This window comes from Streptomyces flavotricini (genome assembly GCF_020639365.1).
Taxonomy (GTDB): domain Bacteria; phylum Actinomycetota; class Actinomycetes; order Streptomycetales; family Streptomycetaceae; genus Streptomyces; species Streptomyces flavotricini.
Genome location: NZ_JAINUL010000001.1, coordinates 5,952,678 through 5,971,877, shown reverse-complemented (window position 1 = coordinate 5,971,877; position 19,200 = coordinate 5,952,678). Strand labels below are relative to the sequence as shown.

Genomic DNA, 19,200 nt, shown 5'->3' with positions numbered 1-19,200 from the left:
TGCGACCGGCGCGCCGGACCGGGCGTGCCGGTCCGGCGGCCGGGACGTCAGCCGATCGCCGGGACCTTCGCGTGCCGTCCGGTGCGGCTGTCCTCGTCCCGCTCCGCGGGACCCTCCGCCGCGGCGGGCTCGCGGTCCCGCACCAGCGCCGGCAGCACGAGCGCGAACGCCGCCGCCGTGTACACGACGGTCCACGGCATCCAGCCGCCGGGCGGTGCCCAGTGCGCCGAGAACGGCACCCACGGCCCGTTGACGCCGACCGCGAAGCGCCGCAGCGCCCAGAAGAACGCCGCCGCGTTCGCCAGCGCCAGCCCGGCGACGCCGAAGCCGACGAGCCGGCGCCACGGGAACCCCTGCTCGGGCGCGCGGCTCGCACAGATCAGCACCGCCATCAGCGGCAGGCCCACGGCGAACGGCAACAGGTAGCGGCCCTGCCAGACCATGCCGAGCTGCTCCGCCTGGGAGGCCTGGGCCACCACCGGCACCACCACGATCGCCACGAGCATGCCGATCAGGGCCACCGCCTCGCGGCCCCGGCCGTACGCCAGCCCCAGCGCGGTGACGACCGCGATCACGCCCAGCCAGACCAGCCAGGTGAAGGCGGGCGCCGGGGTGTCCAGCCAGCCGAAGTAGCCGAGCATCTGGTGGACGTACGTCTCGGTGTTGCCGAAGGTCTGCCGGGCCGCTTCCTTGGCGGTGAGCGTCTTGGGCGTGTTGATCACCGAGTTGTCGGGGTGCGCCCGCGCCCACAGCAGCGCTCCGGCCGTGGCCAGCGCGAGCAGCGCGGTCCACACCCACAGCGCCTTGCGGCGCAGCACCGAGCGCAGGACGCCGCGGTGCGCGAGCAGCAGGCCGAAGAAGACCGCGCCGGCGAACCAGATCAGCCCCAGCGGGCGGATGTTGATCAGCACGAGGCCGCCGACGCCGACCCGGGCCAGCCGCCGGTTCAGCAGCCGGGGATCGGGCGACATCAGGATCGACAGCAGGGCGGTCCACACGAGGATGCCGGCGGCGATCTCACCACCGCTGGGGTTGACCATGCCGGCCATGTAGAGGGCCATCGGCGTGGCCGCGGTGAAGACGCCGAGCAGCGCCACGGAGCGCCGGCGCCGCCACTGCGCGGCCGTGACCACGGCACTGGCCAGCAGGGCCGAGCACAGCGCCGCCGACACGAGTCGCATCAGGTACAGCCCCTTCGGGCCGTCGACCAGCAGGCTCGGCCAGCCGGTCACCAGGTAGTACGCCGGGTGGTAGCGGCCGGCGGCGGTGGTGACCTGGACCGTCTTCTCCGAGTGCCCGATCGCGGGCGCGCAGGAGGCGGGCTTGTCCTCGTGCCAGGCGTAGCACTCGTGCTGCTTGGGCAGCGGCTTGTACCACTCGGGGAGCTGCACCCCGGTCTCGGCGAACTTGCCCTCGATGCCCGCCACCATGTGCGGGACCATCACCTCGGGGCCGCCGATCTGGCCCCGGGCGACGGCGGCGGCCCGGATGAAGTGGGCGTGTTCGTCCGGGGAGCCGCCGAGGGGGGTGGCGGCGGACCAGGAGGCCGCGAGCGTGAAGAACAGCGCGAAGGCGATGGCCCAGAGCCGCTTCGGGGTCCGGGCCGACCAGTCGGCCAGGCGCGTCAGTGCGGAGATCATCGCTTCCTTCTGATCATCGGATGTAGCTCAGCCAGCTCTGGTCGCCGTCCTTGGAGCACTCGCCCTTGGGCGCGAACTTCGGACACTTCCCGTCCTGCTGCCGGATGGTGTGCGAGACCCAGGGCAGGATCCGGTAGGTGCCGTCCTGCGCCGGCATGTAGCGGTCGGACATCGAGGAGGAGACCGTGCCGAGCAGCAGCAGGAGGGCGCAGAGCGTGCCGATCACGGCGCCCTCGCGGCCGGGGAAGCCGGCACGGACCGCGGCGGGCGCGGACTGCGTCCCGTCGGCGGGAGCCGCGGGAACGTCGGGAGCGCCGGCTCCGGACGCCGTGCGCCGCTCGGCCAGCTTCAGCGAGACCAGGTGCGCCACCAGCGCGCACAGGATCAGCCCGCAGTAGAGCAGCTGGTTGTTGGTGCGCGTGTACAGCTGGACCGTCTGCGTCTCGTACATGTGCGAGGCGATGTACATGCGCATGACCCACGCGCTGACGAACATGGCGGCGATGGTGACGATCAGCGGCTTGCGCAGGCCCAGCCAGATCGCGGCGCCCAGGCACACGAAGGTCACCAGCGCGAACAGCCCGACCCCGCCGAACTCCCCCGGCGGCGGCCAGTCGCCCACCTTGCCGGGCATGTCCGTGCGCCACATCAGGTAGTAGGCCGGGTCGGTGAAGTTGTCGAAGCGGAAGTTGTAGTCCTTGGTGGTCTGCCCTTCCTTCAGCATGACCACCAGATAGCGCCCGGCCACCACGAGGAACGCCGCCAGGGCACTGCCCATGAAGGCCGCGCCCTTGAGCCGGCCGGTCTTCCACGGGAAGTACAGCAGCGCGGCGAACAGCACGCCGGCCGCACTCCACAGGAACCAGCCCGAGTACGTGAGGAACAGCACGCCCAGCACCGCGCCGAACCCGGCGCCCTTGAGCAGCAGCGGGCGCCAGCCCTCGGTTCCGCTGCTGCGCAGCGCCACCACCATCGCCACCAGCACCGGGACCAGCAGGACGAGCACGGTCTGGCTGTACGGCTTGTACGAGTCGATCAGCGCGAAGGCGGGCACGACACCGAAGGCCAGCGCCCGAACGGGGCTCAGCAGCAGCCGCCAGGCCAGGTAGACGAGCGGACCGAAGGCGGCGGCGCCGAGGATCTGGAGGTCCTTGAAGGCGTACGCGGTGTTGCCGCCGTGGAACCACTCGGCGTAGTAGCCGAGGGTGTAGAGCGGCATCGGCGGGTAGACCGGCGAGCCCGAGGGCTGACCGTTCGCGACGGCGTGGGCCCATTCGACGATGCGGCCGCTGTCGCCGTTGAGGCCGAACATCGGCCACGGCGTGCCCAGCAGCGCGACGACGGCGCCCGCCGCGACGAAACCGCTGGCCAGGCCGGCGAGGCCGGCGGCGGCCAGGCGCGTGGCGAGGTCGAAGTGGCGGCCGCCGCGCAGCCGCATCGCCAGCACGACGGCGCCGACGAGGAGGAGCCCGATCAGGGCGAACCGCAGCTGGATCGCGGCCAGGCCGCTGACCTGCGCGATCCGGTTGAGCGGGTTGAGCTTGAGGCCGCGTGCCAGCAGCGGGAGGACGAGTGCCGCGGCGAAGGCCACGGCGGCTTCCAGCACCAGGAGCCCGCCGCGGGAGCGCAGGGCGCGCCGCGGGACCCGCTCCGCGTTCGAGGACTTCGAGCGGCCGGGGGCGTTCGCGGCCGGTCCGCTCGGGGGAACGGGACGCACGTCCGCCGACCCCTCGGTACTGACTGTCACTGACGGTGTCCCTACTGCTGGTGGGTGCTCGGCGCGAGGGCCGGTCGTCGTCCTCGGGACAGCCTCGGCTCTTGCCGCCACGCATACTATCTGCCCGCCGTCGGCGGGCTCCGGTCCCGGAACGGCGGCCGCCGCGGGCTCTCCGCCGGCCGGAACCGCTCTGTCAGTCGAGGGCCCCGAGGCCGGCGAGCAGGAAGAGCAGCACCCAGCCGCCCACCGACAGCCAGCCGAGCACCAGGCCGATCGTCGCGAGCCCGGTGCCCTCGTCGCCCCGCGCGCGGATCTGCGCCTTGGCGACGTGCCCGGTGGCGACGGCGCCCAGGCCCGCGGCGCCGAGCGTCGGCAGGCTCAGCACGCCGAGCGCGAGCGAGGTGATCGCCATCCCGTTGACCCGGCGGGCCGGCACGGGCATGGGCAGCGGAACCGGCCCGTACACGGCGGGCGGTCCCGGCGCGGCGGGGCCGAACGGGCCCGGCATCGGCCCGGCCGGCAGGTCCGCGACCAGCTGTGCGAGCTGGCCGTACGTCTGCGCCGCGTGGACGGCGTCGAAGCGCTGTCCGTACTCCTCGCGGGAGAGCCGGCCCTCGGCGTACGCGGCCTTGAGTACGTCCACCGTCCGGTCCCGGTCGGTGTTCGAGGCGCGCATCGCGGACTGCGCGGTGGGCACGGGCTGCCACGGCTGCCCGTACGGCTGCTGCTGCGGGCGGACCGGGTACGGCTGCCCCCACGGCTGTTCGGCCATCCGGCCACCTCCCGAAGCCCCTGCGCGCGGTACGCGCGTCCCTCCAGGATGGAGGACGAACGGAGCGCCACGATAGTTGCGGGGCCCCGGGGCCCGCACCTGTGACGAGGACGACGCGTGTGATGGGGTGTCGGGCATGACCGACTTCGAGACGATCACGGTTCCGGCCCGCCTCAGCGGATATCCCGGGGTGGCCTTCGGCGGCTACGTGGCCGGGGTGCTGGCCGTACGGGCGGCCGCGAAGACCGTACGGGTGGACTTCCGCCGGCCGGTGCCCACGGACGCCCCGGTCCGGCTCGCCCCGACCGCCGACGGCGGCGCCCAGCTGATGGACGGCGAGCTCCTGCTGGCGGCGGCGAGCCCCGCCGAACCGGCCGTCGAGGCCCCCGAGCCCCCGTCCTGGGCGCAGGCCTCGGCCGCGGCCGAAGCCTATCGGGCGGCGCCCCCGGACGGGATGGTCGACTGCTTCGGCTGCGGTCCGCACCGCACCCCCGACACCGGACTGCGCCTGCACTGCGGCCGGGTGTCCGGCGGCCCGCTGGTCGCCGCGGCCTGGACCCCGGGTCCCGCACTCGGCGGTGCGGACGGGCTGCTGCCGCCCGAGCTGGTGTGGGGCGCACTGGACTGCCCGGGCAACGCGGCCGGGCGGCTGCTCGACGACCGGCGGGCCGGAGCCGTCACGGCGGCCCTGACCGCGCGGCTGCTGCGCCCGGTGCCGGTCGGCGCCGGCCTCGTCTCGTACGCCTGGATGCTGGGCAGTGAGGGCCGCAAGTACCGCGTGGGCACCGCCCTGGCCACCGCCGAAGGCGATCTGTGCGCGATCGGCGAGGCCCTGTGGGTGGAACCCCGCCCGCGGCCCACCCCCTAGGAGCTACTGCGCGTACGGGTTCTGCTGCGGGGCCGGGTGCCGGGGGCCGGCCGCGTACGGCCCCGCGTACGGGGACGGCTGCTGCGGGGCCGGGGGCGCCGGATGTCCGGGCCGGCCCAGATGCTCCTGCGGGGTCCTCCCGTCGGAGTCCTCGGCCCCGTCCCCCTCGGCCCGCTCCTCGTCCTCGCCGCGCAGCTCCCGGACCATGAGCGTGGCCCCCGCCACCGCACCCGGCATGAGGAACACCGCGACCAGCGGCACGAGGAACGCCAGTACGAGCGGGATTCCGAAGCCGAGCACCATCGCGCGCCGTCCGCGCAGCAGGGCCAGCCGGTCCTTCAGCTCCACCTCGCGGCGCTGGAGCGCGACGGCGGTGAGCTCCTCGGTGAGGAAGTACCCGGACACGCAGAACCCGATCGCCGGGATCACGGTCTGTCCGACGACGGGGATGAAGCCCAGCGCGAAGAGCACGATCCCGTACAGCAGCACCCGGACGAGCACCTTGACGCTGTCCCGGGCCGAGATCCACAGCTCCCGGGCCAGCGGCAGCCCGGATTCGGGGGCTTCGCCGCCGACGCTGCGGTCGACCTGCTCGGAGAGGGACTCGTAGAACGGCTGTCCGATCAGCAGGGTCACGGCGGTGAAGGTGATCACCGCGATGAAGAGGCCCAGACAGAAGACGAGGGCGGTCAGGAAGCCGCGGAAGAGGCCGAGCCAGGGAGAGCCCCAGCCGTCGGCGAAGGGGGTGGCCCACGCGGTCAGGTCGTCGGCGCCGTAGCCGAGCCCGATCAGCGCGCCGGCGTACAGCACCAGCGTGAGCAGCCCGGGCAGCAGGCCGAACCCCAGCCACCGGCCGTTACGGAACACCCATCTCTGTCCGGCAAGCAGATGACCGAATCCCCCCGCAAGATCACGCATGGGGCACAGCTTACGGCGAAGGCCGCACCCCGTGATCGGGGTGCGGCCTTCGCTCGGTGCGAGCGCGATCAGACGGCGAGCTCGACCGTGATGTTGCCGCGGGTCGCCTTGGAGTACGGGCAGACCTGGTGGGCCTTCTCGATGAGGTCCTTGGCGGTGGCGACGTCCACGTTCGGGATCGAGGCGGAGATCTTGACGATCAGGCCGAAGCCGTCGTCGTTCTTGCCGATGCCGACCTCCGCGGTGACGGTCGAACCGGAGATGTCCGCGTTCTCGTTGCGGGCGACGACACCGAGCGCACCCTGGAAGCAGGCGCTGTAGCCGGCGGCGAACAGCTGCTCCGGGTTGGTGCCGGCACCGCTGCCGCCCATCTCCTTCGGCGGGTTCACGACGACGTCGAGCTGGCCGTCGTTGGTCGCGACGCGGCCGTCACGGCCGTTCTCGGCGGTGGCGACGGCGGTGTACAGAACCTCGGACTGCTGGATGGACATGTGAAGGGATCCTCCTGGTAATCGCCGTGACTCGCGCCCACGATCACGACGGTGTGGGGTGAGCCTAACCGGTGAAGGAAACGATCATCTTTCCGGTGTTCTCACCGCGCAGCATGCCGAGGAAGGCCCCCGTCGCGTTCTCCACGCCCTCGACGACGGTCTCGTCGGCCACGAGCTCGCCGGAGCGCAGCCAGCCGGCGACGTCCTGGACGAACTGCGGCTGGAGCCCGGCGTGGTCGCCGACGAGCACGCCCTGCAGGCGCAGCCGCTTGCCGATGACCAGGGCCAGGTTGCGCGGGCCGGGGGTCGGCTCGGTGGCGTTGTACTGGGCGATCGCCCCGCACAGGGTGGCGCGGCCGTGCACGTTCAGGGAGGAGATGGCGGCCTCCAGGTGGTCCCCGCCGACGTTGTCGAAGTAGACGTCGATGCCCTCGGGGGCGGCCTCCTTCAGCTGCTCGCCGACGGGGCCGTTCTTGTAGTTGAAGGCGGCGTCGAAGCCGTACTTCTCCGTGAGGAGCGTCACCTTCTCGTCCGAACCGGCCGAGCCGATGACCCGGGCGGCGCCCTTGATCTTCGCGAACTGGCCGACGAGGCTGCCGACCGCACCCGCCGCGCCGGAGACGAAGACGGTGTCGCCCTCCTTGAAGGAGGCCACCTCGAAGAGGCCGGCGTAGGCGGTCAGGCCCGGCATGCCGAGGACGCCGAGGTAGGCGGAGAGCGGGGCGAGGGCGGCGTCGACCTTGGTGGCGTGCTTGGCGTCCACGTCGGCGTACTCGCGCCAGCCCAGTCCGTGCAGGACGTGGTCGCCGACCGCGAAGCGCTCGTCGGCGGAGGCGACGACCTCGCCGACCGCGCCGCCGTCCATCGGCTGGTCCAGCTGGAACGGCGGTACGTAGGACTTCACGTCGTTCATCCGGCCGCGCATGTACGGGTCCACGGACATGTGGAGGTTGCGCACCAGGATCCGGCCGGGGGCCGGGGCCGCGACCTCGACCTCGCGCAGGGCGAAGTCCTCGGCGACGGGCCAGCCCTGCGGACGGCGGACGAGGTGCCACTCGCGGCTGACGGCAGGGATCTCAGACATGTGCGCTCCCGAATCGAGGAATCGACGAATACTTCAGTAGGTGAAACAACCATGCGCCTGGATATTTCATGTTGTCAAGTAAATGGGTACCCTGGATCCATGCCCAGTCGTCGCGCAGATCCCCTGACCCTTGAGGTTGTCGAGCTCATCGGCTCCGTCGTGGCCCGCTACCACGAGGAGTACGAGGACGCGGCAGCCAGCCACCAGCTCACCGGCGCCCAGGCGCGGGTGCTGACCCTGCTGTCCCTGGAGCCGATGCCGATGCGGCGGATCGCCCAGCAGCTGAAGTGCGAGCCCTCGAACATCACGGGCATCGTGGACCGGCTGGAGTCGCGCGGCCTGGTCGAGCGCAGGCCGGACCCGGCGGACCGCCGGGTGAAGCTGGCCGCCCCGACGCAGGAGGGTCTGCAGACGGCGGACCGGCTGCGCGAGTCGCTGGACTTCGCGCGCGAGCCGCTGGCCGGACTGTCCGCGGCCGAGCGGGCGGTCCTGCGGGACCTGCTCAAGCGGATGCTGGGCTGAGCACCCGGCCGCTCAGCAGAAGAAGATGAACCAGCAGCCGGTCTTGGTCGGAGCCGGGGTGGGGCTCGGCGACGGCGGCTGCGCAGACCCCGACGCGCTGGGCGACGGCTTCCCCGACTGACTCGGCCTTACGGACGGCCCCGGCCCGGTGGCCCCTCTGGTCGGCCCCGTCCTGCCCGACGCGGAGGCGGACACCGTCGGACCCGGCTGCGCGGACCCCTCGGCGGACGCCCCGGGACCGGCCGGCTGCGCACTGCTCGCGCCGGCCTTCGCGGACCCGGAGGCCTTCACCGGCTTCAGCGCCGTCGGCGCGGCGGGAGTCCCCTTGCCGCTCGGCAGCGGACCCGGATCCTGCGGGCCGTTCCCGTCGGTGAGCACCACCTCGGCGGCCCGGTCGGTCTTCTGCCCCTCGGCGACGATCCGGGCCAGCACGACCGTGCCCCCGGCGGCGAGCACCAGGCCCAGCCCCAGCGTCAGCAGGGTCCGGCGGCGCCTGCGGTGCGTGGCGCGGCGCCGCGAACCGGCCCGGCCGCCCCGGTCGGCACCGGAGAGCACGACGAGCGAGTCCGCGAAGGGGTCCGCCGGGAAGCCGTCGCCCCCGGACCGCGGGGAGCCGTGGGGGGCGCCGGGCACGGCAGACGCCCCGGGCGCGGCGGGCGCGGCGGGCGGCAGGTACTCGACCGGGGTTCCGCAGCCGGCGCACGCCAGGGCGCCGTTGAGGTGCCTCCGGCACGCGTGGCAGTAGTCCATGACGACCGCACGCTACGTGGTTCCGCGCAACATCCGTATCGCGGGTTCGTGGAGGTCCTGTGTGGAATCGTGGCCTCCATGACTGCGTCCGCGTCCCCCGGCCCCTTCGGTCCGACCGCCTTCCAGCTGGTGCTGCTGCGCCGGATGGCGGACTTCCGGCCGGACCTCGCCGAGGAGGCGCGCCGGCGCCTGGGCGCCTCGCTCGCCGAGCAGCGGGAGGCGAACAGGCGCTGGCAGGCGATGGTCCGCTCGCCCCGCTCGCGCGGTGCGCTGGCCCGCTACCGCTCGGTGCTCGGGCCCCCGGAGTCCACGCTGGCGCGCACCATCGGCGATCTGGCGTGCCAGGCCCTGCTGTGGCCGGTGCCGCTCTGGCCGGACCTGCGCTTCGAGGTGCTGGCCGCGCCGGACGGGGCGGTGTGGAACGAGTGGCTGGTCCGGGCCCCCGGCGCGCGGGGGCCCGTACTGGAGACCCCGCGGGACCTGAGGCCCTGGTCGGCCACGGTGGACGAAGTGGCGCGGGCCTTCGCCCCGGTGCGCCCGCTGGAGGGGACCGCGCCGACCCGGTGGCGCCTGGCGTTCAGTGCGCAGGGGCGGCCGTGCGTGGCGGAGTTCACGTACGGCCTGCTCCAGCGCGTCGCGGTCGACGGGGTCGAGGTCCAGGTCTAGGTCCAGCTCGCGGACCGGACCGGACCGCCGGGGCTACGAGGCGAGGAAGGCCCGGACCCCGGCCGAGGTGGCGTCGTCCCCCAGCAGGTCGTTGTGCTTGACGCAGCCGACCGGCGTGTTGGTCGCGCCGGCGAGCGGGACGCTGTCGTCCGGGTTGACGACCTCGTCGCAGTTCGACCAGAACGTCGCGTACTTCACCGCGCCCGGGGTCTCGTCCCCCGCGTTCAGATTCCTCACGACGTACGAACCGGGGGTCATGTCCCGGCACGCCTGGTCCCACAGGGCGCAGGCCCACGCGGTGGAGGTGCCGTGGTTGGGGCCCGCCAGTGAGACCCAGTGGTCCACGGTGGCGGTGCCGCCGCCGAACTTCACGTACCAGCGCCCGACCAGCGAGCCCAGCGAGTGCGCCACGATGTCGACCTTGGCGGCGCCGGTCTGCCGGCGGACCTGGTCCACGTACCCGCCGAGCTGCCCGGCCACGACCTCGTTGACGGACCGGTGCGTGTCGTAACCCCAGGAGAAGAGCTCGGAGTCCGCGTACCCGGCGGCGCGCAGGTCCTCGCGCAGGCCGCCCCAGACGCCCGGGTCGGCGTTGTAGCCGTGGATGAAGACGACCGGGTTGTGCGGCTGCACAGGAGTGGCGGCCCGGGCCGGGAAGGGTGCGAGGAGCGCCAGGCAGAGCGTCAGGAGCGCGAGCAGTCTCTGGCGGGGCATCAGCATGGGGTCCCCTTTACCTTGTTACGCGCGAGTAGCGCGGGCAGTGGCGGCATGGTGCTGCCTGTCGGTACAGAAATCCACCCCCGTGCAGCACCTCCCGCCCCGTGCGGCACACCCAGCCGGAGCAGCCCAACGGGCGCTATGCCCTATTCGCCCGAGAAGATATGAAATGCAACCGGCAGCCGCCGGACTCTTGCGCCAGCGCTCTCGGGAGGATCTGCCGTGACCGTCAGTCTTGAGCAGTTGCGCCGCTGCCACGTCGCCGTCGACCTGGGAGCAGCCAGGACCCGCGTCTACGTCAAGGGCGCCGGTCTGGTCGTCGACGAGCCCAGCGTCGCCGCCGTCAACACCCGCACCGGCGCGCTCATCGCGGTCGGCTCCTTCGCCGAGCGGATGACGGGCCGCACGCCCGACTACATCCGTGTCGTACGCCCCGTCTCCGGCGGCACCGTCGTCGACATCGAGATGGCCCAGCGGATGCTGCGCCACCTGCTCGGCGAGAAGCTGCGCCGCGCCCTGCGCCGCAAGCCCCGGCTGCGGGCCGCCGCCTGCACCCCGCACGACGCCGACCCGCTCGCGCAGCGGGCCGCCGTCGAGACGATGGTCGGGCTCGGCGCCCGGCGCGTCGAACTCGTCGACACCCTGATCGCGGCGGCCGTCGGCTGCGGCCTGCCCGTGGAGCAGCCGACCGCGACGATGATCATGGTGTGCGGGGCCGCCGCGACCCAGATCGCCGTCCTCTCCCTCGGCTCGATCGTCACCGCCCAGCGGATCCCGGTCGGCGGCGAGGCCATCGACCACGCCGTCGTCCAGCACCTGCGCCACGCACACGAACTGATGCTGCCGAGCCAGGCCGTCCGGCCGCTCCAGGTGGCCCTGCACGGCAACGGGATCACCGGCGGCGGCCCCTCCTCCACCCTCATCCACGGCCGCGACGTGGCCACCGGACTGGCCCGCTCCGTCCACGTGGACACCGCCGCCGTCCGCGACGCCATCCACACCCCGCTGACCGCCGTCCTCGACGGCATCGGCAAGGTGCTCCGGGACTGCCCGCCGGACCTGGTCGCCGACCTGACGGACCGGGGGATCATGATGGTGGGAGGCAGCGCCCTGCTGCCGGGCCTGGACCAGATGCTGCGCGACGCCACCGGAATGCCCGTCGCCATCGCTGAACGGCCGGACGTGTGCGCCGTGCTCGGTCTCGGCATGATGCTCGAAGGGAAGATCGCCCCGATGGTCCTCAACCCGCTGGCCGAATGACGGACGCGGCGCCCGGGCCGACCGATCCCGCGGACCGGGCCGGCCTGCCCGTACTCCTGGAGGCGGTGCTCAGCGTCGGCTCCGAACTGGAGCTGCGGGCGACCCTGCAGCACATCGTGGAATCGGCGACCGAGCTGTGCACCGCCCGGTACGGAGCGCTCGGGGTCATCGACCCCGAGCGCCTGCGGCTGACCGAGCTGTACACGGCCGGGCTGAGCGAGGCGGAGCGCGCCGCGATCCCCCGGCTGCCCGACGGGCGGACGGGCGTGATCGGCGCGCTGTTCACCGATCCGCGCCCGCTCATGCTGGAGGACCTGTCGAAGGACCCGCGCTCGGCGGGGTTCCCGCCCGGCCATCCCGTCATGCGCAGCTTCCTGGGCGTCCCCATCCGGGTCCACACGGAGGTCTTCGGGAACCTCTACCTCACCGAGAAGCAGGGCGGCGGCACGTTCACCGACGAGGACCTCGCGCTGGCACGGGTCCTGGCCTCGCAGGCGGGCATAGCGATCGGCAACGCCCGGCTGTACGAGACGGCGCGCCGCCGGGAACGCTGGATCGAGGGCGCCGCCGCGGTCACCACGACCCTGCTGGCCGGCAGCCCGGCCGCCGACGCGCTGATGTGCGTGGCCGAACGGGCCCGGCTGCTCGCTGACGCGGCCGCCGGGGTGGTCCTCCAGCCGACTCCGGAAGGCGGAATGGAGATCGTGGCCGCCTCCACCCACGGGGACCCCGGCGACCTGGTCGGGACGGCGATCGCCCCCGGCTCACCCGTCCTCGTACAACTCCTCGGCGGCGAGCCGGTCTTCATCGAGGACTCGGCAACTGACCCCCGGATGACCACGCGCGTGCGGGAACGATTCGGCCCGAGCATGATGCTGCCGCTCCAGAGCGGCGGCCAGCTCATCGGCACCCTGGCCCTGCCGCGCGCCCGGGGCGGGCGCCCGTACGACGCCGTGGACCGGCTGCTGGCCTCGCAGTTCGCCTCGCAGGCCGCTCTGGCCCTCGTCCTGGCCGACGCGCAGCACGACCGCGAGCAGCTGGCGATCTACGAGGACCGCGACCGGATCGCGCGGGACCTGCACGACCTGGTGGTCCAGCGGCTGTTCGCGACGGAGATGATGCTGGAGAGCACGAAGAAACGCTCCGCCTCGGCGCCGTCCGGTGACACGGTCGGCGACGAACTGGGCCGGGCCGTGGACGAACTCGACTCGACCATCCAGGAGGTCCGCACCGCCATCTTCGCCCTCCAGCAGCCGCCGAGCGACGCCCCGACGTCGGTCCGCGGCCGGATCCTGCGGGAGACGGGCGGGGCGGCGGCACTGCTGGGCTTCCAGCCGTCGGTCCACTTCACGGGGGCGGTGGACGCCCTGCTCACGGAGCCGGTGGCGGGCGCCCTCCTCTCCGCCCTGCGCGGCGCCCTGGCCGCGGCCCACCGCCGCTCGCAGGTCACCTCGATCGTGGTCGCGGTGGACGCGGCCCCGGCCCGCGTCCGCCTGACGGTCACGGACGACGGCCGCACGGAGGCGGGGACGCGGGGCACGACGATGAGCTGGGAGTCGGCGCTCACGGCCTAGTGGGCGGTGGCCCGTGGGCCCCCTTGAGGGCGATCCGCGTACTGGACTGCGCCACGCCGGCCTCGCGCTTGAGCCGGCGCAGCAGTGCGTCGAGCGCGGCGGGGTCGGCGGCACGGGCCCGGACGAGGTAGTCGTACTCCCCGGTCACGTGCACCACTTCGGTGATCCCGGGCAGCCTGACCACCTTCTCCTCGAACTCCTCGTTCGTGGTGTCCTGCCGCAGGCTCAAGTCGATGAAGACGACGAGCCCGCCGCGGGTGTCGGCGGCCGGATCCACGATGACGGTGAACCCGCGGATCACCCCGTCCCGCCGCATCCGGCGCACCCGGTCGGCGGTGGCATTGGCACTGAGCCCGACGCGCACGCCGAGGTCGCGGTACGAGACCCGCGCATCCTGCTGCAGGATGCCGAGGATCTCCCTGTCGAGGCGGTCCATACCGCGATTCTCGCAGTCGGGTCCGATATCCGCCGCTGCACCCGCTCCCCGGGACCCCACCCTCCCCCCATGAACGAATTCCTCTCCCCGGGACTGTCGGGGGCGGTCGCGGGCCTGGGCGTGGCGATGCCGATGGGCGCGATGAGCGTGCTGCTGCTCCAGGAGGCGATGCGGCACCGGCGCACGGCCATGGCCGCGGCGGCCGGCATCGCGACGGTGGACCTCGCCTACGCGGCCCTCGCCACGGCCCTCGGCCCCTGGGTGGCCTCCCACGTGACCCCGATCGAGGCCTGGATCCGCCTGCTGTCGGCGACCGTCCTCCTGTCGATGGCGGCCCACGCCCTCTACCGCAGCCGCACACTTCCGGCGCCCGAGCCGTCGGCGGCGTCGTCGGCGGCGGCGGCGGCGAAGCCGGGACACGGCCCCGCCGTCCCGGCTCCGCCGACGGCCCGTCCGGCCCCTCCGGCGTCCGGGGCGCGGGGCTCCGGGGGCGGAGCCGGCTCCGGGCAGGCGGCAGCCGGCACGAGCGTCGGGGACCTCCCCGCAAACGGGGCCCGGCACACGGCCACGGCCCGCGCGGCCTTCGGACGGTACGTCGCCCTCACCGCCGTGAACCCCACCACCGCCCTCTACTTCGCCGCGCTCACCACCGCCCAGGCCTCCACCCTCACCACCCCCACCACGGCCGCCGCCTTCCTGACCGGGGTGGCCACCGCGTCCCTCCTCTGGCAGCAGACACTCGTGGCGATCGGCGCCGCCGCCGGGCGCCGGATCTCCCCCGCCGCCCGCGCCTGGACCTTCCGCCTCGGCTACGGCCTCGTCGCCGCCTACGCCCTCAAGCTGGCCTTCCCGTTGCCGTAGGTCGTGTCGTGCGGATCAGGCGGGGCTTTGCGGACTTCTCCTAGGGGCCCGCGAGCCGGGCCCCATAGGGTGATGCCGTGACGACGACCCGCCTCTCGGCCCGCGCGGCCATCGCCTCGGTGACCGACCCCGGCAGCTTCGCCGAACTGCCCGCCCCGCAGCGGGATTCCGCCCCCGACGGGCCGCTCACCTGGGCCGGATACGACGACTCCCGCGCCCGCGCCACCGCACGCACCGGCGAAGAGGAGTCCGTCGTCACCGGAACCGCCCTCATCGGCGGCCGCCAAACCGCCGTCATCTCCTTCGAGTTCGGCTTTCTCGGCGGTTCCCTCGGCGAGCGCACCGGAGACCGGCTCGAAGCCGCCTACACGTACGCTCGCGAACACCGCCTCCCCCTCGTCTCGCTGATCGCCACCGGCGGCTCCCGCATGCAGGAGGGCATGCTCGCGCTGACCCAACTCCAGCGCGTGGCACGCCAGTCCGTACTGACCCGGGCGGCGGGGCTCCCGCAGATCGCCGTGCTCCGCGATCCCACCACCGGCGGCGGCTGGGCCACGCTCGGCGCCGGGGCCGACGTCGTGCTCGCGCTCCCGGGCGCGCAGGTCGGCTTCGCGGGCTCCCGGGTGCGGCCGGCGGACGCGGACCCGGCGGCGTACACCGCCGAGGGGCAGTACGCCGCCGGGCACGTGGACGCCGTCGTCCCGCCCGCCGGGCTGCCCGCGGTCCTCGCCGACTGGCTGCGCGTCCTGGCCGCGCCCCGCTCCGCCGAACCGGTCGGGCCCCCGGCCGCGCTGGCGGACGTAGCGCCCCCGCGGACCGGCTGGGACGCCGTACGGCAGGCCCGCCACCCCGACCGCCCGCGCGCCGAGGCGTACCTGGACGCGCACTTCGCCCTGCGCCTCCCCCTCTCCGGGGACCGGGCGGGCGGCACGGATCCCGGGATGCTGTGCGGGTTCGGGCTGCGGGAGGGGCGGGCCGTCGCGTACGCCGCCCAGTGTGGCACCGCCACCCGCCCGGCCGGATACCGTACGGCGGCCCGCGTGATCCGCCTCGCGGACCGCCTCGGGATCCCCGTCCTCACCCTGGTGGACACCCCCGGCGCGGCCAACGACGCCGCCGCCGAGCACGCCGGCGCGGGCGCAGCCATCGCGGACACCTTCGCGGCGGTCGCGGCGGCCGCGGTCCCGGTGACCACGCTCCTGATCGGCGAGGGGGGGTCGGGCGGAGCCCTCGCGCTGGCCGCGCCGGGGAACACCTGGGTCACCCCGGACAGCTACTTCTCGGTGATCGCGCCCGAACTGGCGGCGGCCATCCTCAAGCGCCCCGCCTCCGAGGCCGCGTCCACGGCGGACCAGCTCCGCATCCGCCCCCAGGACCTCGTCGCCCTGGGCGTCGCGCGCGGCGTGGTCGCACCGGCCTGACCCGACCGCCCGGCGTTGTCACAGGCATCGGCCAGGATGTCCGTCATGACGGACGGCATGACCTGGCTGGCGGCGCCCCGGTCGATCGCCTTCGGCGGATACAGCGTGGTGATGGCCCGCGGACTCACCCCGCAGGAGCTCGTCGGGCGCCTCACGCAGACCCTGCGCGGGCCCCGGCACACCGCCGTGCCGGTCGGCGACCTCACCGGAGCCGACCTCCTCGCCCTCATGGTCGAGTACGACGAGATCGGCCTGCGCCACGGCCGCTGCGGCGACTGGTCGTACACCGTCGCGTACGGGGGCTGGATGGGCGAGTTCGGCGGTGGGCCGCCACTCTCCCGCGGAGGCGTGGACATCTGCCACCTGGAATTCGAGGAGGAGAACGGCAAGCCGGTCCCGCCGCAGTTCGCGTACGTCCGCGACGAGGTCGTGCTCAGCGCCTTCAACCTGCACCTCGACGGCTCCTGGGGCTACGACGGCGTCGACGGCGACCCGGGGACGGCCTCCCGCGTGCAGGCCGCGCTGACCGCCGCGGGCCTCCCCGCGGACGAGGGCACGGACGACAGCACGGGCGACCGGTACGTCCACCGCACCGCACTGGGCGTCGTGGAGCGCCACTTCGGCCTCTCGCTGCCCCGGGAGGAGATCGTGAACGGGCTGCTCCCGGCCGTACTCCTGGAACCGGCGTGAACCACGGCCGCGGGCCGCTACGCCTGCGGCGACCTCGCGTCGTACCGGGCGAACCCGCGCCAGCGCAGGGCCAGCAGGACCAGCACCAGTACGCACCCGAGCCCGCCGCCCGTGATCGCCACGGCCGGGGAGGTCAGGTCGGCGGTGGTGCCGGCGAGGAAGTCCCCGAGCCGGGGCCCGCCCGCGACCACCACGATGAAGACGCCCTGCAGGCGCCCGCGCATCTCGTCCGGGGTCGCGGCCTGCATCATCGTGGAGCGGAACACCATGGAGATGGTGTCGGCCCAGCCCGCCACGGCCAGGAAGAGCAGCCCGAGCCACAGGTTCCGGGTGAGCCCGAAGACGGCGATGGCCAGCCCCCAGGCGGCCACCGAGATCAGGATCGCCAGCCCGTGCCGGCGGATCCGGCCCTGCCAGCCGGAGAACAGCCCGCCCAGCAGCGCCCCGACGGCGGGCGCGGCCACCAGCAGGCCGACGGTCTTGGCGTCGCCGCCGTACCAGAGCACGGCGATGGCCGGGAACAGCGCCTTCGGCTGGGCCAGCACCATGGCGGCCATGTCGGAGAAGAAGGTCATCCGGATGTTGGGGCGGGTACCGAGGAAGCGCAGTCCGTCCAGTACGGAGGCCCGCCCCCGCTTGCCGTCCTCCCGCTCGGGCAGCATCGCGGGCAGCCGCCACACGGCGTAGAGCGCGGCGCAGAAGGTGACGGCGTCGATCAGGTACGCGGCCTGGTAGCCCCACCAGCCGACGATGAGCCCGCCGAGCACCGGACCGATCATCGTCCCGGAAGTCATCGTCACCGAGTTCAGCGCGTTGGCGGCGGGCAGCTGCTCGGTCGGCAGCAGTCGCGGGATCATCGCGGAGCGGGCGGGTCCGTTGAGGGCGCCGCACACCGCCTGGAGCGCGACGACCGAGTACAGCAGCCAGACCCGGTGGTAGTCGAGGAGCGCGGCGCCGGCCAGCCCGATCGACAGGGCCGTCAGGCCGAGGGAGCTGTACAGGCCGAGCTTGCGCCGGTCGACGGTGTCGGCGATGGCCCCGCCGTAGAGGCCGAAGGCGACGAGCGGGACGAGGGAGAAGAGCCCTACGAGCCCGACCGAGAAACTGGAGCCGGTGATGTCGTAGACCTGGAGCGAGATCGCGAGGGCGGTCATCGCCTGGCCCATCCAGGAGATGGTGCTGCCGACCCACAGCCGCCGGTAGTCCGCGGACGTGCGCAGCGGGGTGAGGTCCGCGAATATGCGCGTCGCGCGTCGGGCGGGTGTGGGCGTGGGGGTGCTCGTACCGGTCACAGCGGATGATAACCAGGGGGCGTTCGGCGGCCCCAGGCATTAACGGGCCGGGAGCCCGCCCCCGGGCGCCGCGCACCTCGGCCGGTCCCCGCACGCGCACCAGCCGCCCCACCCGGATCCGCGGCCTCAATCCGGGCCGGCCCTTGCCGGTAACTCGCCACTGTCACAGGACATTTGACTGAATCGGCGTGCGCTCCTCCCCTCCTGTTCGGCTCATGATGAAAAGACTCGTATGTCCAGGGAGGCGTAGTGATCGAACCTGGCAACAGCACCACGAGCACCGGCAGCGCGGACAACGGAGTCCACGCGGCACCCCTCACAGCCCCGCTGACCGTGGGTGTCGAGGAGGAGTTCCTCCTCGTCGACGCCCGTACCTTCCGGGTGGTCCCGGCCGCCCCCCTCGTCCTGGCCACCGCCGCGGGCCTGCCCCACGAAGTCCACCCCGAGGGCACCCGCTACCAGGTGGAGATCTCCACCCCCGTCGCCGACTCGGCGCCCGTGCTGCGCACGGAGCTCGCCACGCTGCGGCGCACCCTCGCCCGGGCGGCCCGCGCCCACGGCTGCCGGCTGCTGGCCGCGCCCTCGCCGGTCCTGGCCGTGGAGGGGCCGCTGCACCTGACCGACGACGAGCCGCGCCAGCGCGAGCAGCACCGCCGCTTCGGCGCGCTGACCGACACCCTGGTCAGCTGCGGCCGCCACATCCACATCGGCACCTTCGACGTGGACACGGCGGTGGCGGTGTCGAACCGGGTCAGACCATGGCTGCCCACGCTGATCGCGATGGCCGCCAACTCGCCGTTCTGGGGCGGCCGTGACACCGGTCACGCCAGCTGGCGGGCGATGGCCTGGTCGGGCTGGCCCTCGGCCGGGCTGCCCCCGCACTTCACGTCCACGGCCCACTTCCGGCGCTCCGTGCAGACCCTGCTCGGCTCCGGGGCGGCCCTGGACACGAAGATGGTCTATTGGGACCTGCGCCCGTCCGGGCACTGGCCGACGCTCGAGATCCGGGCGCCCGACATGTCCCCGGACATCGACACGGCGATCCTCCAGGCGGAGCTGGTCCGCGCCCTGGTGGCGACGGTCCTGCGGGACATCGCGGAGCTGCGTCCCGAGCCGGCGCTGCGGGACGACGTACTGCACCTCGCGCGCTGGCGGGCGGCCCACGACGGGCTGGAGGGCTTCGGCCTCGACCCGTACACGGGGGCGGAGATCCCGGCGGCGGATCTGGCGGAGGGCCTGTTGGACCTCGTCGCCCCGGAGCTCGCGGCGTCGGGTGAACTCGACCATGCGGCCAAAACCCTGGGAGGCCTCTTGCGGGACGGCTCCGGCGCCCACCGCCAGCGCGCGGCTTTCGCCCGCCGCCAGGACCTGAACGACGTACTGCGCCACCTGGCGGACGAAACCGAGAACTTCTAGGGGGTGTCCGGCCCCGAACCACCGAAGCCGCGGGTGCGGCCCACGATCGTTTCCGCACCTGCGGCCCGGGGAGGACCTCCCCGGGCCGCAGGCCCGTCGCGGGAC

Annotated in this window: 19 protein-coding genes; 9 read left to right on the top strand and 10 right to left on the bottom strand. The window is 73.7% G+C overall.

All coding sequences use genetic code 11. The annotated features are described in order from the left end of the window. Positions 1-47: 47 nt before the first annotated feature. The 3 genes from K7B10_RS27165 to K7B10_RS27155 all read right to left on the bottom strand — a co-directional run bounded on the left by K7B10_RS27165 (position 48) and on the right by K7B10_RS27155 (position 4,129). Entirely contained in the window at positions 48-1,640 is a 1,593-nt protein-coding gene (locus tag K7B10_RS27165) for a DUF2142 domain-containing protein (protein ID WP_229339952.1), read from the bottom strand. A gap of 13 nt (positions 1,641-1,653) precedes the next feature. Beyond that, positions 1,654-3,387: a hypothetical protein gene (locus K7B10_RS27160; protein WP_229339950.1), complete on the bottom strand. Its 1,734-nt coding sequence runs from the start codon at positions 3,385-3,387 to the stop codon at positions 1,654-1,656. A gap of 163 nt (positions 3,388-3,550) precedes the next feature. Then, entirely contained in the window at positions 3,551-4,129 is a 579-nt protein-coding gene (locus K7B10_RS27155) for a DUF1707 and DUF4190 domain-containing protein (RefSeq protein ID WP_229339948.1), read from the bottom strand. Between the two features lie 136 nt (positions 4,130-4,265). Here K7B10_RS27155 and K7B10_RS27150 point away from each other — a divergent pair, with 136 nt between their 5' ends. Next, the gene (locus K7B10_RS27150; protein ID WP_229339947.1) at positions 4,266-4,997 is read left to right on the top strand and encodes a hotdog family protein; all 732 of its coding nucleotides are present in this window, start codon (positions 4,266-4,268) and stop codon (positions 4,995-4,997) included. Positions 4,998-5,000: 3 nt separating this feature from the next. Here the strand turns inward: K7B10_RS27150 and K7B10_RS27145 are convergent, their stop codons facing one another. From K7B10_RS27145 to K7B10_RS27135, 3 genes are all read right to left on the bottom strand, one after another. After that, complete coding sequence (locus K7B10_RS27145; protein WP_229339944.1) at positions 5,001-5,915, bottom strand: EI24 domain-containing protein; 915 nt, start codon at positions 5,913-5,915, stop codon at positions 5,001-5,003. A 68-nt stretch (positions 5,916-5,983) separates the two neighbouring features. Further along, a complete protein-coding gene (locus K7B10_RS27140) occupies positions 5,984-6,406 on the bottom strand; it encodes an organic hydroperoxide resistance protein (RefSeq protein WP_030868956.1) in 423 nt (140 codons plus the stop codon). 64 nt (positions 6,407-6,470) lie between these two features. Further along, a complete protein-coding gene (locus K7B10_RS27135) occupies positions 6,471-7,490 on the bottom strand; it encodes an NADP-dependent oxidoreductase (protein WP_229339942.1) in 1,020 nt (339 codons plus the stop codon). Between the two features lie 99 nt (positions 7,491-7,589). Here K7B10_RS27135 and K7B10_RS27130 point away from each other — a divergent pair, with 99 nt between their 5' ends. Further along, entirely contained in the window at positions 7,590-8,012 is a 423-nt protein-coding gene (locus K7B10_RS27130) for a MarR family winged helix-turn-helix transcriptional regulator (protein ID WP_030868954.1), read from the top strand. Between the two features lie 12 nt (positions 8,013-8,024). Here K7B10_RS27130 and K7B10_RS27125 read toward each other — a convergent pair whose 3' ends face one another. Then, positions 8,025-8,762 (bottom strand): SCO2400 family protein, encoded by a 738-nt coding sequence (locus K7B10_RS27125; RefSeq protein ID WP_229339940.1) that lies wholly within the window; start codon positions 8,760-8,762, stop codon positions 8,025-8,027. Between the two features lie 78 nt (positions 8,763-8,840). On the opposite strand from K7B10_RS27125, the gene K7B10_RS27120 reads away from it, so the two are divergent. Beyond that, a complete protein-coding gene (locus K7B10_RS27120) occupies positions 8,841-9,428 on the top strand; it encodes a hypothetical protein (RefSeq protein WP_229339938.1) in 588 nt (195 codons plus the stop codon). 33 nt (positions 9,429-9,461) lie between these two features. Here the strand turns inward: K7B10_RS27120 and K7B10_RS27115 are convergent, their stop codons facing one another. Next, entirely contained in the window at positions 9,462-10,148 is a 687-nt protein-coding gene (locus K7B10_RS27115; protein WP_443735050.1) for an esterase/lipase family protein, read from the bottom strand. A gap of 219 nt (positions 10,149-10,367) precedes the next feature. On the opposite strand from K7B10_RS27115, the gene K7B10_RS27110 reads away from it, so the two are divergent. After that, the gene (locus K7B10_RS27110) at positions 10,368-11,405 is read left to right on the top strand and encodes a rod shape-determining protein (protein WP_229339934.1); all 1,038 of its coding nucleotides are present in this window, start codon (positions 10,368-10,370) and stop codon (positions 11,403-11,405) included. Next, a complete protein-coding gene (locus K7B10_RS27105; RefSeq protein WP_229339932.1) occupies positions 11,402-12,979 on the top strand; it encodes a sensor histidine kinase in 1,578 nt (525 codons plus the stop codon). The genes K7B10_RS27110 and K7B10_RS27105 overlap by 4 nt, the downstream gene beginning before the upstream one ends. On the opposite strand, the gene K7B10_RS27100 is transcribed toward K7B10_RS27105, so the two are convergent. Next, entirely contained in the window at positions 12,969-13,415 is a 447-nt protein-coding gene (locus K7B10_RS27100; RefSeq protein WP_229339930.1) for an Lrp/AsnC family transcriptional regulator, read from the bottom strand. The genes K7B10_RS27105 and K7B10_RS27100 overlap by 11 nt on opposite strands. Before the next feature lie 69 nt (positions 13,416-13,484). Between K7B10_RS27100 and K7B10_RS27095 the strand changes: the two genes are divergently transcribed. From K7B10_RS27095 to K7B10_RS27085, 3 genes are all read left to right on the top strand, one after another. Further along, on the top strand, positions 13,485-14,276 hold the full coding sequence (locus K7B10_RS27095) for a LysE family transporter (RefSeq protein ID WP_229339928.1): 792 nt from the start codon (positions 13,485-13,487) through the stop codon (positions 14,274-14,276). A 77-nt stretch (positions 14,277-14,353) separates the two neighbouring features. After that, positions 14,354-15,697, top strand: coding sequence for a carboxyl transferase domain-containing protein (locus K7B10_RS27090; protein WP_229339926.1), 1,344 nt, complete (start codon positions 14,354-14,356; stop codon positions 15,695-15,697). A 45-nt stretch (positions 15,698-15,742) separates the two neighbouring features. Next, entirely contained in the window at positions 15,743-16,387 is a 645-nt protein-coding gene (locus K7B10_RS27085) for a hypothetical protein (RefSeq protein ID WP_229339924.1), read from the top strand. A gap of 17 nt (positions 16,388-16,404) precedes the next feature. Here the strand turns inward: K7B10_RS27085 and K7B10_RS27080 are convergent, their stop codons facing one another. Next, the gene (locus K7B10_RS27080) at positions 16,405-17,679 is read right to left on the bottom strand and encodes an MFS transporter (RefSeq protein ID WP_229339922.1); all 1,275 of its coding nucleotides are present in this window, start codon (positions 17,677-17,679) and stop codon (positions 16,405-16,407) included. A 249-nt stretch (positions 17,680-17,928) separates the two neighbouring features. Between K7B10_RS27080 and K7B10_RS27075 the strand changes: the two genes are divergently transcribed. Next, positions 17,929-19,095, top strand: coding sequence for a carboxylate-amine ligase (locus K7B10_RS27075; RefSeq protein WP_229339920.1), 1,167 nt, complete (start codon positions 17,929-17,931; stop codon positions 19,093-19,095). Positions 19,096-19,200 lie beyond the last annotated feature (105 nt).

Coding starts and splice junctions, on each gene's coding strand:
- K7B10_RS27165 (WP_229339952.1), bottom strand. CDS start 1,640: ATGATCTCCGCACTGACGCGCCTGGCCGACTGGTCGGCCCGGACCCCG.
- K7B10_RS27155 (WP_229339948.1), bottom strand. CDS start 4,129: ATGGCCGAACAGCCGTGGGGGCAGCCGTACCCGGTCCGCCCGCAGCAG.
- K7B10_RS27150 (WP_229339947.1), top strand. CDS start 4,266: ATGACCGACTTCGAGACGATCACGGTTCCGGCCCGCCTCAGCGGATAT.
- K7B10_RS27145 (WP_229339944.1), bottom strand. CDS start 5,915: ATGCGTGATCTTGCGGGGGGATTCGGTCATCTGCTTGCCGGACAGAGA.
- K7B10_RS27140 (WP_030868956.1), bottom strand. CDS start 6,406: ATGTCCATCCAGCAGTCCGAGGTTCTGTACACCGCCGTCGCCACCGCC.
- K7B10_RS27135 (WP_229339942.1), bottom strand. CDS start 7,490: ATGTCTGAGATCCCTGCCGTCAGCCGCGAGTGGCACCTCGTCCGCCGT.
- K7B10_RS27130 (WP_030868954.1), top strand. CDS start 7,590: ATGCCCAGTCGTCGCGCAGATCCCCTGACCCTTGAGGTTGTCGAGCTC.
- K7B10_RS27125 (WP_229339940.1), bottom strand. CDS start 8,762: ATGGACTACTGCCACGCGTGCCGGAGGCACCTCAACGGCGCCCTGGCG.
- K7B10_RS27120 (WP_229339938.1), top strand. CDS start 8,841: ATGACTGCGTCCGCGTCCCCCGGCCCCTTCGGTCCGACCGCCTTCCAG.
- K7B10_RS27115 (WP_443735050.1), bottom strand. CDS start 10,148: ATGCTGATGCCCCGCCAGAGACTGCTCGCGCTCCTGACGCTCTGCCTG.
- K7B10_RS27105 (WP_229339932.1), top strand. CDS start 11,402: ATGACGGACGCGGCGCCCGGGCCGACCGATCCCGCGGACCGGGCCGGC.
- K7B10_RS27100 (WP_229339930.1), bottom strand. CDS start 13,415: ATGGACCGCCTCGACAGGGAGATCCTCGGCATCCTGCAGCAGGATGCG.
- K7B10_RS27095 (WP_229339928.1), top strand. CDS start 13,485: ATGAACGAATTCCTCTCCCCGGGACTGTCGGGGGCGGTCGCGGGCCTG.
- K7B10_RS27085 (WP_229339924.1), top strand. CDS start 15,743: ATGACGGACGGCATGACCTGGCTGGCGGCGCCCCGGTCGATCGCCTTC.